Annotated in this window: 17 protein-coding genes, 4 tRNA genes and 1 other RNA gene; 17 read left to right on the plus strand and 5 right to left on the minus strand. The window is 29.6% G+C overall.

Annotation, left to right across the window (positions count from 1 at the left end):
• Positions 1 to 39: 39 nt before the first annotated feature.
• From HMPREF1983_RS04580 to HMPREF1983_RS04595, 4 genes are all read right to left on the minus strand, one after another.
• Positions 40 to 115, minus strand: a tRNA-Asp gene (locus tag HMPREF1983_RS04580).
• Positions 116 to 141: 26 nt separating this feature from the next.
• Positions 142 to 216 (minus strand) — tRNA-Glu (locus HMPREF1983_RS04585).
• A 10-nt stretch (positions 217 to 226) separates the two neighbouring features.
• Positions 227 to 314 (minus strand) — tRNA-Ser (locus tag HMPREF1983_RS04590).
• Positions 315 to 316: 2 nt separating this feature from the next.
• A tRNA-Asn gene (locus tag HMPREF1983_RS04595) sits at positions 317 to 390 on the minus strand.
• Between the two features lie 212 nt (positions 391 to 602).
• On the opposite strand from HMPREF1983_RS04595, the gene ffs reads away from it, so the two are divergent.
• From ffs to HMPREF1983_RS04610, 4 genes are all read left to right on the plus strand, one after another.
• Positions 603 to 867: signal recognition particle sRNA large type (ffs, locus tag HMPREF1983_RS07710), an RNA gene on the plus strand.
• 96 nt (positions 868 to 963) lie between these two features.
• Positions 964 to 2,322 carry an MATE family efflux transporter gene (locus HMPREF1983_RS04600; protein WP_021753130.1) on the plus strand — a complete coding sequence of 453 codons (1,359 nt, stop codon included), beginning with the start codon at positions 964 to 966 and terminating at the stop codon, positions 2,320 to 2,322.
• Between the two features lie 151 nt (positions 2,323 to 2,473).
• Positions 2,474 to 2,920 carry a DUF1836 domain-containing protein gene (locus HMPREF1983_RS04605; RefSeq protein WP_021753131.1) on the plus strand — a complete coding sequence of 149 codons (447 nt, stop codon included), beginning with the start codon at positions 2,474 to 2,476 and terminating at the stop codon, positions 2,918 to 2,920.
• 15 nt (positions 2,921 to 2,935) lie between these two features.
• Complete coding sequence (locus HMPREF1983_RS04610) at positions 2,936 to 3,781, plus strand: DegV family protein (protein ID WP_021753132.1); 846 nt, start codon at positions 2,936 to 2,938, stop codon at positions 3,779 to 3,781.
• A 98-nt stretch (positions 3,782 to 3,879) separates the two neighbouring features.
• Here the strand turns inward: HMPREF1983_RS04610 and HMPREF1983_RS04615 are convergent, their stop codons facing one another.
• Positions 3,880 to 4,509, minus strand: coding sequence for an NAD(P)-dependent oxidoreductase (locus HMPREF1983_RS04615; protein ID WP_021753133.1), 630 nt, complete (start codon positions 4,507 to 4,509; stop codon positions 3,880 to 3,882).
• A 181-nt stretch (positions 4,510 to 4,690) separates the two neighbouring features.
• Between HMPREF1983_RS04615 and HMPREF1983_RS04620 the strand changes: the two genes are divergently transcribed.
• The 13 genes from HMPREF1983_RS04620 to HMPREF1983_RS04680 all read left to right on the plus strand — a co-directional run bounded on the left by HMPREF1983_RS04620 (position 4,691) and on the right by HMPREF1983_RS04680 (position 16,553).
• A complete protein-coding gene (locus HMPREF1983_RS04620) occupies positions 4,691 to 5,017 on the plus strand; it encodes a winged helix-turn-helix transcriptional regulator (RefSeq protein WP_021753134.1) in 327 nt (108 codons plus the stop codon).
• 103 nt (positions 5,018 to 5,120) lie between these two features.
• The gene (locus HMPREF1983_RS04625; protein ID WP_021753135.1) at positions 5,121 to 6,194 is read left to right on the plus strand and encodes a PTS sugar transporter subunit IIC; all 1,074 of its coding nucleotides are present in this window, start codon (positions 5,121 to 5,123) and stop codon (positions 6,192 to 6,194) included.
• A gap of 336 nt (positions 6,195 to 6,530) precedes the next feature.
• On the plus strand, positions 6,531 to 7,403 hold the full coding sequence (gene ylqF / locus HMPREF1983_RS04630) for a ribosome biogenesis GTPase YlqF (RefSeq protein WP_021753136.1): 873 nt from the start codon (positions 6,531 to 6,533) through the stop codon (positions 7,401 to 7,403).
• Complete coding sequence (locus HMPREF1983_RS04635; RefSeq protein ID WP_040461034.1) at positions 7,393 to 8,181, plus strand: ribonuclease HII; 789 nt, start codon at positions 7,393 to 7,395, stop codon at positions 8,179 to 8,181. Before ylqF ends, HMPREF1983_RS04635 begins: the two co-directional genes overlap by 11 nt.
• Positions 8,162 to 9,949 carry a ribonuclease J gene (locus HMPREF1983_RS04640; protein ID WP_021753138.1) on the plus strand — a complete coding sequence of 596 codons (1,788 nt, stop codon included), beginning with the start codon at positions 8,162 to 8,164 and terminating at the stop codon, positions 9,947 to 9,949. The genes HMPREF1983_RS04635 and HMPREF1983_RS04640 overlap by 20 nt, the downstream gene beginning before the upstream one ends.
• 64 nt (positions 9,950 to 10,013) lie before the next feature.
• Entirely contained in the window at positions 10,014 to 11,225 is a 1,212-nt protein-coding gene (locus HMPREF1983_RS04645) for a DNA polymerase IV (protein ID WP_021753139.1), read from the plus strand.
• Positions 11,226 to 11,257: 32 nt separating this feature from the next.
• Positions 11,258 to 11,932, plus strand: coding sequence for a tRNA (adenine(22)-N(1))-methyltransferase (locus HMPREF1983_RS04650; protein ID WP_245576427.1), 675 nt, complete (start codon positions 11,258 to 11,260; stop codon positions 11,930 to 11,932).
• A 95-nt stretch (positions 11,933 to 12,027) separates the two neighbouring features.
• Positions 12,028 to 12,786 (plus strand): GNAT family N-acetyltransferase, encoded by a 759-nt coding sequence (locus tag HMPREF1983_RS04655; protein ID WP_021753141.1) that lies wholly within the window; start codon positions 12,028 to 12,030, stop codon positions 12,784 to 12,786.
• 168 nt (positions 12,787 to 12,954) lie between these two features.
• On the plus strand, positions 12,955 to 13,893 hold the full coding sequence (locus HMPREF1983_RS04660) for a serine hydrolase (RefSeq protein ID WP_021753142.1): 939 nt from the start codon (positions 12,955 to 12,957) through the stop codon (positions 13,891 to 13,893).
• A 175-nt stretch (positions 13,894 to 14,068) separates the two neighbouring features.
• Positions 14,069 to 14,572, plus strand: coding sequence for a PTS sugar transporter subunit IIA (locus HMPREF1983_RS04665; protein ID WP_040461022.1), 504 nt, complete (start codon positions 14,069 to 14,071; stop codon positions 14,570 to 14,572).
• 35 nt (positions 14,573 to 14,607) lie between these two features.
• Positions 14,608 to 16,047, plus strand: a complete 1,440-nt coding sequence (locus HMPREF1983_RS04670) for a tetratricopeptide repeat protein (RefSeq protein ID WP_021753144.1) — start codon at positions 14,608 to 14,610, stop codon at positions 16,045 to 16,047.
• An 11-nt stretch (positions 16,048 to 16,058) separates the two neighbouring features.
• Positions 16,059 to 16,259, plus strand: coding sequence for a YqgQ family protein (locus HMPREF1983_RS04675; protein WP_021753145.1), 201 nt, complete (start codon positions 16,059 to 16,061; stop codon positions 16,257 to 16,259).
• Between the two features lie 9 nt (positions 16,260 to 16,268).
• Positions 16,269 to 16,553: a DUF1507 family protein gene (locus HMPREF1983_RS04680; protein ID WP_040461025.1), complete on the plus strand. Its 285-nt coding sequence runs from the start codon at positions 16,269 to 16,271 to the stop codon at positions 16,551 to 16,553.
• Position 16,554: the final 1 nt, after the last annotated feature.

A 16,554-nucleotide genomic window follows, 5' to 3' on the forward strand; every position in this document is an offset into this window, starting at 1 on the left:
TCAATCCATTGCTCTACCAACTGAGCTATCAAGGCAAAATGGCGGTCCCGACGGGAATTGAACCCGCGATCTCCTGCGTGACAGGCAGGCGTGATAACCGCTACACCACGGGACCTACTTTATACTCTTATTCTCAAAAAATGGTGACCCGTACGGGACTCGAACCCGTGTTACCGCCGTGAAAGGGCGGTGTCTTAACCGCTTGACCAACGGGCCACAAAAAAAACGGAGCAGGAGGGATTTGAACCCTCGCGCCAGTTTCCCGACCTACACCCTTAGCAGGGGCGCCTCTTCAGCCTCTTGAGTACTACTCCAACTCCACAGGCAGGACTCGAACCTGCGACCCTCTGATTAACAGTCAGATGCTACTACCAACTGAGCTACTGTGGATAAATGTTCAGTTGCAATGAACATTTACTATTATACATAAATATATATATAAAGTCAACACTTTTTTAGAAAAATTATGATATTGTATTGCATAGGTACAATAGATATGAGACAAAAAAGTATAAATAAAATGTACATTTGTAAATGATGTGAGACAAAAAAAGTATAAATAAAAGCTCTTGCTTTTTATTTTTAAATTTGCTATAATATAGAAATGCTAGGTGGGGAGTTAGCGGTGCCCTGTACTTGCAATCCGCTTTAGCAAGACTGAATACCGAGATGCGGGTAAATTAGGGGATGTCGAGTTTGACACGTAATGTTGAGACTAAGGCACCTTACGACGCAGTGCTTATGAACCATGTCAGGTCCGGAAGGAAGCAGCATTAAGTATGTTTATTGTGGGTGTGAGTTTTTGTCAAGGTTGAGTTGGCGATTAGACTAACGGTCTTTTAGTTTATTCAAGTCTTGGTTGCATATTTATAAATCGATGAGTATCTGAAAGTGTTAACTTTTGGATTTTTTTAATGTTTAAACTATAAAAATAGAAATCGTATTAGTGAAAAAGAGGATTTTATGTATCAAGGAAAAAATATAAAAGAGCAATCAATAATATTTATAAAATTACTTATCCCGGTATTGATTTATCAAATTATTTCATATTCATCAGGAATGATAGGGACATTTATGGCAGGGCATTACAGTCCGACAGATTTAGCAGGGGTAAGTATGGGAGTTAATATATGGAATCCAATTATGTATACGCTTAATGCAATAGTGCTTGCTATTATTCCGATAGTATCGCAGTTAATCGGAAAAGGAAGAGAGGATGAAATTCCGACGAAAGTTCGCCAATTTTTGTATATAGCTATAGCGATTAGTATAGTTTTAATAATCGGACTAAATACTTTAGCTACACCGGTAGTAAATTCGCTAGGTTTAGAAGAAAATATAGCTAAAGTTACTAAAAAGTATTTATTTTATGAAAGTTTTGGTGTATTATCAATATTTCTTTATGTTGTGCTTCGTGGTTTTATGGATAGCTTAGGGTTAACCCGTTTATCAATGATTATGATGGTAATTTCAGTTCCGATTAACGTATTTTTTGCTTATAGTTTTATTTTTGGGAAATTTGGAATGCCGGAGTTAGGTGGAGCCGGAAATGCTGTAGCTGTATCGGTGACATATACTGCATTATTTTTTATTGCATTAATTCTTACATTGAAACACTCAAAATTAAATAAATATAAAATATTTCAAAAAGAACGTATTAAACTTAATCATTGGGGAGAAATTTTTAAACTTGGAGTGCCTATAGCGTTTGCAGCAGCATTGGAAACAGTAGTATTTTCGACATTATCACTTATGGTATCAAGGTTCGATACGACTATAATTGCTGCTCATCAATCGGCGTTAAATTTCTCAGGGTTTTTGTATAGTTTACCGGTTAGTGTAGCAAATACTGTAACAATTATTGTTGCATTTCATGTTGGAGCAAAAAATTATAAAATGGCTCAGAGATACACACTTATTGGATGTAGCATAGGTATGGTTTTTTCATTTATATCAGGATTTATGGTCTATATATTTGACTTGAAAATACCTTATCTATATACAAATGACAGTGGGGTAATAAATTTAACGGCACATTTGCTATTGTATGCAATAGGATTTGCCATTTGTGATTCTTTTGCTTCATGTTTAGCAGGTGTTTTGCGTGGTTATAAAAAGGTTGTTCCTATTTGTGTAACAATGGGGATAGGATATTATTTAATAGGAATACCTATATCTTATTATTTGGTATTTGTTCGTAATATAGGAATTGATGGTCTATGGATAGGTTGGATTATCGGTTTAACCTTTTATGCTATTGGTATTTTAATTTATTATTGGTATATGAAAAGAAAACTTAATAGGAAAATTTATTCAATATAATGTTATAATTTAAAATTACGTAATCAACTTGAAAAGTAACAAAGTGTAAATTTAGCTATTTTTTAGTTGAAAGCGTAATTTTTTTCTTGACAATATTTTATAAAAACCATATAATGTAGTTATTGAAACTAGATAAAAGGGTGATGGTAATTTGAAAGAAAATGTATATCCCAAATGGATTGATTTACCGGAGTTTGATTTATATTTAGATCAGGTATTGCTTTATGTTAATCAACTAGATAGCACAGCTGTCGCTCATGGAGAAAAGGGCTTAACGTCAGCAATGATAAATAATTATGTTAAACATGGATATTTAGATAAACCCATTAAAAAAAAATATACAAGAAGACAATTAGCACGTCTTATAGTTATAACATGTTTAAAAAATGTTTTCTCAATTCAAGAGGTTAGTAAAACGGTAAAATTATTAACAAAAAACAATCAATCAGAAAAAATGTATGATAATTTTGTTCGTTGCATGAATGGAGAAGAAAGTGATGATATACCGGCTGCTATTATTTTGGCTTGTAGAACCATTCGTTTATATCAGCAAACTCATATGATAGTAGAAGGCTTAGAAAAACAAGAAGAAGTGTAGTAAAGGAGAGAAATAATGAATTGGAAAATAGTGGTGGATACCGGCTGCGATTTACGAGAAATACCTAATTTAGCAAAAAATACAGTTTTTGAAAGAATTCCATTTTCTATTCAAATAGGGGAGAAAGAGTACAAAGATACTTTAGATTTAGATATAGATTTTATGATGGAGAAAATTTATTCAAGTGAAAAAGTAGCACGTTCTGCATGCCCCAGTCCTAATGCGTTTTTATCAGCATATGAAAATGCAGATAATATATTTGTTTTAACATTAACCAGCGGATTATCAGGCAGTTATAATAGTGCAAAAATTGCTGAGAAAATGTTATATGAAATTAACCCGACAACTAATATACATGTAATAGATAGTTTATCGGCAGGCGGGCATATGGATTTATTGGTCTTGAAGTTAAATAGTTTAATAGATCAAGGATACGGTTTTGAAGAAATAGTGGAAAAAATAACAGAGTATCATAAAAATTCAAAATTATTGTTTGTCTTGGAAAAAGTTGATAATTTAGTAAAAAACGGAAGACTTAGTAAACTAGCGGCAACCGTTGTCGGACTTTTAAATATTCGTATGGTAGGAGAAGCAAGTGCTGAAGGAACGCTTCATTTACTACATAAAGTTCGTGGTGAAAAAAAAGCAATTACTGAGATTATAAGTGAAATGAAAAAACATGGTTATAAAGGTGGAAAAGTAGTTATAACTCATAGGAATAATGAAGGAATTTGTAAAAAATTAGAAAGTAAATTACGAGAATTTTATGGGAATATAACTTTTTCAATTATACGAACTTCAGGTTTGTGCAGTTTTTACGCAGAAGAAGGCGGAATTTTATTAGGATACGAAATTAATTAAAAAATAAAGGTGGAAGAGAATTTATGGTACTAGCTCCCAAAACTTGGACAAGTTTCGAGGACCAGTACCTTATTTCTTTTGTGTTTTTATTTTGAGTATTATAATCCATAAACTGAGATACGTTGCTGAATGTGAGTTCCTTCTTCTACTTCATCAAGCATTGCACTGGCATAATCAGCATAACTTATAGAACTTTCCCCTTTTTGATTTACTGTAAACACTTCTCCGGCAATTGCATATTTATTGGTTTTTTCTCCATTTTCAATAAAATCGGCAGCGGGACTTATAAATGTCCATTTTACATTATTTTTAGTTCTTAGTAGATCTAATTCATCAGCTTGTGCAGTGGCTAACGGTTTAAATTCTTCTGGGAAAGTAGATGTATCCAGTAGACGAGTAGTATGTGTATTATCAATATATAAGCTACCTGCACCACCCACAACTAAGAAGCGGATATTGCTACCTGCTAGTAGAGTTGTAAGGTATTCTATCGATTTACTGTGAATAGGAAAAGTCTCAGGGGTAAATGCTCCTATTGCACTAATTACAACATCAAATTTTTTTAAATCATCCTTAGTTAAATTAAATAAATCTTTTTCAATAACTTCATTTGTTACTGTTTTGTTGGTTGAACGGACGATTGCTGTAACATCGTGATTACGTTCTACCGCTTCTTTTACAATTAAACTACCTACTTTACCGTTTGCACCTATAACCGCTATTTTCATTTTAATGACCTCCGTTTTTAAATTTATTGTTGAATTTTTGATTTGATAATAATATAATATACTTATACAAACTAAATGTAAAGTATGCACTTTAAGGTGCTATAGTTACCTAAAAGAAACTATTGCATATTATAAGTTTTATTAGATACAAAAACTTAATTTTTTTCGGAGGTTATTAGTTATGGAAAAGAATTTACCGGCATGTCCTGTGGAATTGACATTAACTCTTATAAGTAATAGGTGGAGAATACTTATTATTCGTGATTTATTGGAAGGTACTAAACGTTTTGGAGAATTAAAAAGATCGGTAGGGAATGTATCACAAAAAGTTCTTACCGCCAATTTACGTGAAATGGAAAAAAGCGGATTAATTAATAGAAAAGTTTATGCAGAAGTACCGCCACGTGTTGAATATTCGTTAACGGATTTAGGGAACTCTTTAGAACTAGTGATAAATTCGTTGGGTTCTTGGGGGATGATGTATAGAAATAAACTGGAAAATTTATAAAAAGAAAATAATTTAGATGATAATTAATTATTTATGAGTTATAATATAGTCAAGGTGCATAATTATGCACTATTATTTTAATATATATTAAAGGGGAATAACTATGAATAAAAATAGTTTGTTGTCAAAAGTATTTCATAGATACTTCATTGTAGCACTAAATGGTATGGCTCTTGGGTTATTTTGTACTCTTATAATTGGGCTTATTATTAAGCAGATAGCATTAAGCTTAAGCGGAGGGCTATCAGGCTTTTTAGTCGCTGTAGCGACGATAGCCATGGCACTTACGGGACCTGTAATCGGTATAGGAGTAGCACATGCGTTGAAAGCACCTAAGTTAGTAATTTTAGCATCAGGTGTTGTTGGTTTTCTTGGAGCATTTGGTTCTAATCTTGGTACAAATCATTTAATTGAACAAGGAAAACTTTCTATTAGTGGTTCCGGTGATCCGCTTGGGGCTTTTATTGCTGTTGTTATCGCAGCCGAATGTGGACGATTAATTTCAGGGAAAACAAAAATAGATATTATTGTAACGCCTTTTGTGACGATTGTCATCGGAGCCGTTGTGGCTTATTATACTGGTCCATATTTAATTAGCGGTATGAAAATGCTTGGTTCATTTATTCGTGAAGCAACAGAATTACAACCGTTTATAATGGGAATAGTTGTATCGGTTGTAATGGGAATCATTTTAACATTACCGATTAGTTCGGCGGCATTATCTATAATTTTGGGATTGTCGGGTATAGCTGCAGGAGCTTCTACCGTTGGTTGTGCGGCACAAATGGTAGGATTTGCGGTAATTAGTTTTAAAGCAAATGGTTGGAATGGATTACTTGCACAAGGTTTAGGGACATCAATGCTTCAGGTCCCAAATATTATGAAAAAACCTATTATATGGATACCGCCTATTATCGCAAGTGCTATACTTGGTCCGGTAGCAACACTTGTATGTACAATGGAGAATAACTCTGCAGGTGGTGGCATGGGAACATCAGGTCTTGTGGGACAACTTATGACATGGCAAACAATGGCTGGACATACTAATCATATGATACTCCTTGTAGAAATATTGCTACTACATTTTATTTTGCCGGCGATATTATCATATGCAGTTTATTATTATATGGAAAAAAAAGGATATGTTAAATCATCAGATTACCAACTTGCATTATAATAAATACTACATTATACATATATATTATATACAGTTAGCTAATAAAGTATTTAAAATTAATGTAAGAGTTTTTATGGATTTGTAAAAAGATGGATAAAATAAAAATACCGCTCAGGGAAAGTTAGTGCGATTTAAAAACAATCTCAATGTTATATGACTGATGTTGAGATTGTTTTTTGCCGTTTTAACGAGATAATAAATATTATTCTATGAAGAATTAAAAGACAAAAAAATTATAAATACATATAAATAGTATTCAAAAGTCATTAAAATATGGTAAAATAAATAGGACTGTAAATAAAATTATAATTAAATAACAAAAGGAGTTATAACTGCATGGTTATTCAATGGTTTCCGGGGCATATGGCAAAGGCAACAAGAGAAGTAAAAGAAAAATTAAAATTAGTAGATATTGTATTTGAACTTGTAGATGCTCGTTGTCCGTTATCATCACACAATATGTACTTAGATGAAGTAGTGAAAGATAAAAAGAAGATTATTATTTTTAACAAGGGTGACTTATGCGATAGAAAAGAAACTGCAAAATGGAAAAATTATTTTGAAGACAAAGGATATGTTGTTGTTTACACTGATTCAAAAAATAGTAATAACTTAAATAAAGTAATTAGTAAAGCTAAGGAAGAATTAGCAGAAAAAATTGCTCGCCAAGTTGAAAGAGGTATAAAACCAAGAGCAATTCGATCTATGGTAATAGGGGTTCCTAACGTGGGAAAATCAACATTTATAAATAAATTGATTAAAAAAAATGTGGCAAATACTGCTAATAAACCGGGCGTTACTAAAAAACAACAATGGTTAAAATTGAATAAAGATATTGAGTTGTTGGATACACCGGGAATTTTAATGCCTAAGTTTGATAATCAAAAAATCGGTAAAAAATTAAGTTTAATCGCTTCAATAAAAGATGATATAACACCACTTGATGATGTATGTCTATACTTAATAGAATTATTAAAAACAAATTATTTAGAAAATTTAAATAATCTTTATAAAATAAATGTGTCGCAAGATGATGACAATGTTTTTATTATGGAAAAAATTGCTGAGAAGAAATTTAAAAAGATTGCTGGGGATTATGACTATGATTCTACTATAAAATTACTTATTCAAGATTTTAGAACACAAAAATTCGGATTAATTACCTTAGATAATTATCAAGAAATGGTGGGAACTAATGATGAAAATTAATGAAATAAAAGAAATTTTTTCACAAGAAGTAGTAGAAAAAGAAATAATAGAAACATTACAAAATGATGAGAGAATAGGTGTAAAAAAAATATTACTTAGTTATAATAAAAAACAAGAAAAGAAAAATTTTCTAAAAAAAGAATACGAAAAAAAATCATTTTATGAAAATAAGTGTTATAATAATGGATATAAATATATTTGTGGAGTAGATGAGGTAGGTCGTGGACCTTTAGCGGGTCCGGTAGTAGCAGCTGCGGTAATTTTAAAACAGGATAATTATTTTGAAGGGTTAAATGATTCAAAAAAATTATCAAAAACTAAACGTGAAGAATTGTACGATAAAATAAAAACCGAAGCATTGGCATATGCGGTGTGTGAAGTAGATAATAGAGAAATAGAAAAATATAACATTTATAACGCCAGCAGAGTAGCAATGCAAAAAGCTATTGAAAAGTTATCACAGACACCGGATTTTCTTTTAATTGATGCCATGCCATTTGAAAATTATCCAATTTCAAATTTTAGTATGGTTAAAGGTGATGAAAAAAGTGTTTCAATAGCGGCAGCTTCCGTTATAGCTAAAGTACATCGTGATCGCTTAATGGAAGATTATTCAAAAAAATATCCATATTATGATTTTGAAAATAATGCAGGATATGGCACCAAGAGGCACTTGGAAGCCCTAGATAAATACGGAATTTGTCCAATACATCGAAGAGATTTTGAACCGATAAAAACAATAATACAAGGAGGAAAAAATGAACAACGAAAAAAATAATAATCATGGTCAGAAGATCAGTACACATAAAAAAAATAATGTTGTGAAAAATAAATTAAATAACATTGAGATTAAAGAAGTAAAGAAAAAATCAAATAAATCAAGAAAAAATTATCCAAAAATTAGTATAACTCCGTTAGGGGGAGTAGAAGAAGTAGCTAAAAATATGTATATGGTAGAAATTGGTGACGAGATATTTGTTTTAGATGCCGGTCTTATGTTCCCTGAAACTGAAATGATAGGGATAGATGCGGTTATACCGGATATTAGTTACTTGATTAAGAATAAAAATAGGGTAAAAGGTATCTTTTTATCTAATGGACGTGTAAGTTCTATGGGGGCTGTTCCTTATATAATAGATAAGCTAAAATGTCCTGTTTATGGTTCGAAATTAACGATTGATTTATTAAAAAATCATTTAAAACAGTTAAATATCAGACGTCGTATTAAATTTTATTATGTTAGAGAGAATAATAAATATGATTTTAATAATGCTCATATAACATTTTTTAAAACGACATATTCTATGCCGGATTCACTAGGTATTTGTATTTCTACCGCACAAGGAAATATAGTTTATACCGGAGAATTTAAGTTTGACCAATCTGTAAGTAAAGAATACAGAGCAGATATGTTAAAAATTAGCCAACTAGGTCAAAAAGGTGTTATGGTATTATTAAGTGATTCCAGTAATGCTAATGTAAAGGGATATAATGTACCGGAAAATGAAGCGGCAGAACAGATTGATAACGCATTTTATCAAGCTAATAAAAGAATTATTGTTACGTGCTATGCCTCTAATTTTTTAACAATTTCTCATATTGTTAAAGCTGCATTGGGTCAAAATAGAAAAATATTATTACTGGGTCAAGCTATTCAAGATTCTATAAATAGTGCAAGAAATATGAATTACCTAGAAATAGAAGACGATAAATTAATCGGTATAGATGATTTAAAAAATTATCCACAAAATGAAATATGTATTCTTTCATCCGGAGAACAAGGAGAACCTATTGAAGCGATGAAAAATATTGCAGAGAAATCTATTACCAATATTCAAATAGAAGAAGGGGATACTATTATGATAGCGGCAACTCCATCACCTAACATGGAGGTTATGTTATTCCAAACATTAAATCTTCTCGTAGAATTAGGTGCTAATGTTGTTACCGCCTCTAAACGTCTTCATGCTGCAAGTCATGCTACACGTGAAGAATTAAAATTAATGTTGAATATGTTAATGCCTAAACACTTTATTCCTATTCAAGGAGAATTTAGGAATTTAAGAAAACATGCAGAAATAGCTGCGGAAACGGGTGTCAACAAAAAGAATATTCACATATTGGAAAAAGGCACTACGTTGGAAATTTCAGGTAATAAGGCAAAAGAATTATTAAAAAATATTCCGGTGGGAAATATTCTTGTAGATGGTCGTGGAATTGGAGATGTAGAAGATAGTGTTTTAAAAGATAGAAAATTGTTGTCAAATGACGGTATTTTTGTAACCTCATATGCAATAAGTAGAAAAACTAAAAGTTTAGTCGGAAGACCATGTATTCAAACAAAAGGTTTCGTCTATGTTAAAAAAAGTGCTGAACTCATAAAAGAAGCTGAAGAAAAAGTCACAGAATACTTGATTAATAATCCTATAAAGAGTATTCGTGATTGCTCAACAATAAAATCAGAAATTAGAAGTATGTTATCCAGTCTACTTTATGATAGTACAAAACGAAAACCTATAATTATAGTCAACTTTACATTAATTTAATAAAAAATAAAAGGGGATAATAAATTAATTGTCCCCTTATAACTAACTAAAAAGGAGGTAGCTTATGTCTAAAGTGATTGCTCATATCGATATGAATTGTTTTTATGCAAGTGTCGAAGAAAAGTATAATCCAAAATTAAAAGGAAAACCGTTGGCAGTAGCAGGAGAAGTTAAGAAAAGACATGGAATAATAGTTACCTCCAATTATCCGGCAAGATCCTTTGGAGTGAAAACTACAATGAGAGTAGGGGAAGCCAGAAAATTATGTCCAAGTTTGCAAATAGTGCGTCCCGATTTTGAAAAATATCAAATAGAATCAAAAAGAATTTTTGATTTAGTGAGGGAGTATACTGATAAAATTGAAATAGTTTCTATAGATGAGGCTTATATAGATTTGAGTGAATTAAAGGATCCTGTAAAAGTTGCGGCCGTAATTCAAAGAAGAATATACAAACAACTGAAAATACCTTCGAGTATAGGGATTTCTTACAATAAATTTTTTGCAAAGATGGCATCGGATTTAAAAAAACCGCTTGGTTTTACGATAATAAATAAAAAAAATTTTAAGGAAATATTGTGGAATCTTGATGTAGAAAAAATGCACGGTTGTGGAAAAGCTGCAACAAAAAAATTTAAAAAACTAAAAATTAATACAATAGGTGATGTTGCAACTGCTAATGAGGTTATTTTACATAGTATTTTTGGAGTTCAAGGTTTAAGATTGAAAAAAAGAGCCAATGGAGAAGATAGTAGAGTATTAAAATACACCGTAGAAAGAAAATCAATAGGAAATTCTAAAACATTTTCCAGTGATTTAATAGATGAAGACGAAATATTAAAAGAAGTAAAAAAATTAAGTAAAAAGGTAAGTGAAAGAGCCGTATCACGAGATTATGTAGGGAATAATATTTCTATAATGATTAAATTTTCTGACTTCAAGGTTATGACACGTTCGAAAAAAATTTCTGAGTATATAAACACTGAAAAAGATGTTTTCAGTTATGCTTGGGAATTACTGTCAGATAATTATGATTTCAATGTAGGAATAAGGTTATTGGGAGTTTCATTAAATGAGATAAAAAAATTAAAAGAATTAAATATTCAGTTAGATATTTTTGATGAAAAAAATTATAAAAAAGAAGAAAAATTAAGAAAATTATCACGAAGTTTAAAAGAACAATTCGGTGATAAAGTTCTTACAGGTTTCAAAAAAAATGATAATAAAAACAAAAAGACTATAATAACTACAAGCTTTAGTAAAGATTTTTTAGATTAATAAAAGCCTAAAAGAAAGGAAGAAAAATGCTGATGATTAATAAAAGATTAGAATTAGTTGCAACATATGTTAAGGGCAGAAGACTTGCAGATATAGGAAGTGATCATGCATATTTACCTTTATATTTGGTCAAAAATAAAAGAATAGATTTTGCTATAGCTGGTGAAATAGTAGAAGGTCCATATAAAATATCTCAAAAAAATGTAGCACAAGAAGGCTTTTCAAAAATTATTGAATGTCGAAAAGCGGCAGGATTAGATGCAATATCACTTGATGACAATATAGAAGTAATAACTATTTGTGGAATGGGAGGAAAATTAATAGCTGAGATATTGGAAAATGGGAAGGAAAAATTAAAAAACAAACCGAGTTTAATTTTACAACCAAATGTTGGAGAAAATTTTGTTCGTATTAAATTGCAAGAATTAGGATATAAAATAGATGCAGAAGACATAATAGAAGAAGACGGGCATATTTATGAAATAATAGTAGCTAGTTTTGGGAAAATGAACTTAACAGAAGATGAGATAAATTTTGGAAAATTTTTAACAAAAGAAAAACCGGAACTATACATAAAGAAACAAAATTTAGAATTAGAAAAAATAAATTACATATTGGCACAACTAAAAAAATCTAAAAATACTCAGTTAGAGAAAATAAAGGTTCAGAAAGAAAAATATAAAAAAATAGAAGCACTAATTCAGTAGTTTTTAAGATTTACAAATAAAAAATTATTAGAACGGTATTTATAATTTATAAATCATAATTGGTTTGGATAGACACAAGATAGGAGTGTAAGAAAATGGAATATAGTTTCAAGGATATGTATTCTAGATCAAAAGTAGCAGTAGAAACAGATAGATATGTTATTTATCAAATGTTAAAATCGAAATTAAATTTTAGTGGAAATTATTTACTTATAAAACAAATGCCGGAAATTGTTGATGAGTTGGAATATTATATAGCTTCTTGTTATAAATTTTTTAAAGATGCCGGTATTAATTTTATTCATATAGCTATACCGGAAAAAAAAGAACTTTCTAAAAAATTAAAAAAATATCTAAAAAAAGATGGATATAATGAGATAAATTTTGACTTGTACCATTTGAAAAGAGAAGAATTTGTTGAACAAAATCTGAGTAATTATAAAATAGAATTTCTACAGAAAAAAAATAACAGTGAATATTTAGAGTTTCAATATAAAATAGATTCGGAACTGGGTGATAATAGCTGGGCAATTCATAACCAAGAGTTGCTTTATGAAAATATTCGTTCAGAAAATATACTTCAATTAATAGCAAAAGATAATGATAAAATTATAGGAACGATGAACGTAATAATGAAAACAGATTTTTTTGAAGTTGATAATCTGTATGTAGCCAAAAAATACAGAAGACAAGGAGTTGCCAAACATCTTTTAAATTATGCAGTGTTAAATATGAGGAAAGAAAATGTGGTATTGGTTGCTGATAGTAATGATACACCTAAGTATATGTATGAAAAACTTGGATTTAAAAAAATATCAAAGCAAGATTTTTATTTGAAATCGAATATTAATTAAGAAATGGTTTAATAAATATTTGGATAATTATTATATTTGCTATTTTACAATTAAAGAGGATAAATATAGTTGAATATTTTTAGAAAATATTTTTAAAATATTGATGAATTTTGTTATGTGTAGTAAACTAATAGTAGTGGTTTTATAGAAGAGAGTAGGTAAATAAAATTGAAAAAGGTAGTTAAAAAAATATTAAAATTTATTATAGAATCCTCAGTAGTTGTCCTTATTATTTATGGAGTTTTTTCTGCCGGTGGTTATGTGAAATCTAAAAAATATAAAGATAATCAAGTAGAAGTTTCAAAACAGGAGCAGGTTCAAAAAAATAATGAGTCTAAAGAAGAAAATCAAGAAAAGAAAAAATTAAATCAAGTGGAACTTGATGAGGCTATGAATAATATAGTTAGCAAATATCAAGGAAATAACGAAATTGGTGTTGTTTATAAAAATTTTTCAACTGGTTACAGATTTGCGGTGGCAGATGATAAATATTTTACAGCGGCGAGTACCGTTAAAGTTGTGTATGCTATGAAGATTTATGATAGAATAAAAGCCGGGGAAATATCTAAAGATAAGCCGATTTATTATAATAAGAAATTTTTAGAAGAAGGTGGTGGAGAAATAACCAATCAACCTAAAAAGGATAGTTATGAATTAGAATATGTAATTCAAAATATGATCCAATATTCTGATAATACAGCTACCAGAATGCTTATTGGAAACAGTGCGACAGCCGCCGATATTCTTACTAAATATTTTGCACAATTAGGTGTTTCTCTACCCTTAGTACAAGCACAAAAAAATAAAGTAACACCAAAAATGATGGAGGCAGCATGGAGTAAATTATATTCAGAAAAAGAGAACTATCCTGAATTATTTAAATATTTACAAGATACAAAAGACAGTGAATGGATAAAAAAAGGTATCCAAGATAAAAAAATAGCGAGTAAGTACGGCGGAATAGATGCCAATATGCACGATACCGCTATAGTATTTGGGAATCAAGACTATATGCTGCTCATATATACAAATAATTTGTCAGATTCGGGGAATAGTATTTCAGAAATAGCAAAAGAGATAAATAATCTTACCGATAATAACATGTAAAGTAATTACAGTTATTTCGACAATATTAACATCTAACTTTGATAAAAATTAGATATTTTTTTGCGGTTAAATAAGAGAATGTTTTGAAAATAATTTGATAAAAATAATTGAAAAAAGCTATATAAAAGTATATAATAGGTATATTAGAGTAATATTTTTAGTATGGAGGATTGAAATGGGATTTTTATCAAAATTACTCGGAAAAGAAGATAAAAAAATAGAAGAATTAGTAATAAATTCTTATATGAAAGGAAAAGTAGTAGCCATTACTGAAGTTCCGGATCCGGTATTTTCACAGAAAATGATGGGCGATGGTTTTGCAATTATCCCTGAAGAAGGAAAATTGCTGTCACCGGTTTCGGGAGAAATTATCCAAGTATTTCCGACAAAACATGCTTTTGGAATAAAGACAGGAGATGTGGAGTTGCTTATCCATGTTGGCTTAGAGACGGTAGCTATGAAAGGTGAAGGATTTGATGTTTTAGTGTCAGCCGGAGATAAAGTAGAGGTTGGTCAAGCATTATTAACTTATGATTTAGAATTGGTAAAAGAAAAAGCAAAAGATATCATTACCCCTTGTGTAGTTACGAATATGGATATTGTTGAAGATATTAGTGTTTTAAAACTAAATGAAACCGTAGATTTTTCACAAGAAGTAGCAAAAATAAAACTTAAATAGATGTGAGTCTATTTAAGTTTTAATAGTATAATATTATGAATGATAAAAAATTTTGGAAAATAATATATTTACATATCGTTAAATATAATTATAATATACTTTATTATCGTCCAGAGAAGAAAGATGTTTGGTTGATAAATGACGATAATGAACTGGTAAGATTTATTTATAGCGATAATTTTAAAGCAACTGAAATAGATAGTGTGATTTCTAATATAATTCGAAACGAAACAAGGTTGAAAAAAATGTTTAAATTGAAAAATTTAAAAATTAAAATAATATTTGTTTCACCGGAATATGATGAGGTAATTACAGATTATAAAAAGTATAAAATTTCAAGCGATTTAATAATAGAAAGAGTTCTATTTAATGAAAAAAACAGTAAGTTATTCGTGAAAGAACGTGATTTAAAATTTATTGAAGATTCTCCGGATACATCACGTTACAAAACCAGAGTTGTAGAATTATACAAAAAACAAGCTTTAAATAAAACAGTATTTGATGTCAAATTTAATATGATTTCGTTGTGTTATTTATTATTGTTTTTCTTAAATTATGTTAGTATTTATGCAAGTAACGGAAACTTCTCAATCTATAAATTTTTAGGGTATGATTATCAAGGAATTATTAGCGGACAATTTTATAGGTTAATAACAAGTATTTTTGTTGTTAATGATTTTGTGAGCTTATTTATAGTAGTAGTGAGTATTTTTGTATCATCATTATTATTTAATAAGAATTTGAATATTCGTGAATCGTTGGTAATATTAATAACTACAGCTATTGTTTTTAATTTGTTTTTGCTGTTTGGTTATTCGGGAGACTTAAATATTCCTGTTGTTTCTTATCCGGCGGTTTTAGGTTCTATATTTTTAACACAACTAAGTAAAAAAAGTAATAATTTGCAATTTATGTATGCTGTTTCTTTATCTTTAGTGTATTTGTTGGGATGTGCTATACTACTAAATACTAACGTTGCTCTTTATATTTTTTCATTTATAGTTGGAGTGTTTTTACAACTATTTTTATTGAATAAAAAGAGTATTTATATATTATCAGCAGCTTTTGTATTGATTATGGTGTCCGGAATAGTTGTAAAAATTGCTAATATTGATACAAAAAGTAAAGTTAATGCTTATTTAGTTAGAAAAATTGACAAAAGATTGGAAAAACCAAGAAGTGATGAGGATATTTTTAATTTAGAAAAAGAATTGACTTCTAAAAATAAATCGGTACTTACATATTATGAATTAGGTATGATTAAAATGGCAAACCTTTCGGTTAATGATGCTAAAAAAGTATTCTTAGAGGGAATTCAGTTTGATAGCAGTTTTGCACCGCTTTATTACAAATTGGCATTAATAGAAAGACAAGAAGGTAATTATAGTAAATCTAAGGAATATGCAGATAAGGCATTGAAAATTAGTAATCTCGAGAAATATAAAAACTTGGTGGAAGAACTTAGTAATTATTAAGGGTGAAGACAATGATAAATTTTTATGATTTACAACAATTTTTAAAATCTTTTGGTATAATAATATATATGAAAGATAGAAAGCATACTTTAAGCATGGTAGAATATGAAGTAAGAGAATTAAAAAGATTAGAATTAATTTCCAAAGAAGATTTTATAAGAGCGATTGCTATTATAAAACATGAGATGAATTATGAATTAACGAAAGGATAGGTGAGAAAAATGGAAAATAGTCTTATATTTATAAAAGTTAGAAAAAGAATAGAAGAAGATATTATGAAAATCGAAGATATGATTGAAGCGTGTCTTTCTGTTAAAGGTCAAAAAAAATGTCCATTATATCAAGACGTAATTGATACACAAATTTTCGGGTTAACAAAGGAAATAAATCTTGCGGTAGAAATAGGTTGTATCACTGAGGAGGCAGGTAAGAAAATTTTAACTGACCTTGAAGATAAAGCCGGTATGATGTATGGCAATGTTGACAACCAAAGCAAAGCAAACTAGG

Origin of the sequence: Gemella bergeri ATCC 700627, assembly GCF_000469465.1 — a bacterium.
Classification (GTDB): domain Bacteria; phylum Bacillota; class Bacilli; order Staphylococcales; family Gemellaceae; genus Gemella; species Gemella bergeri.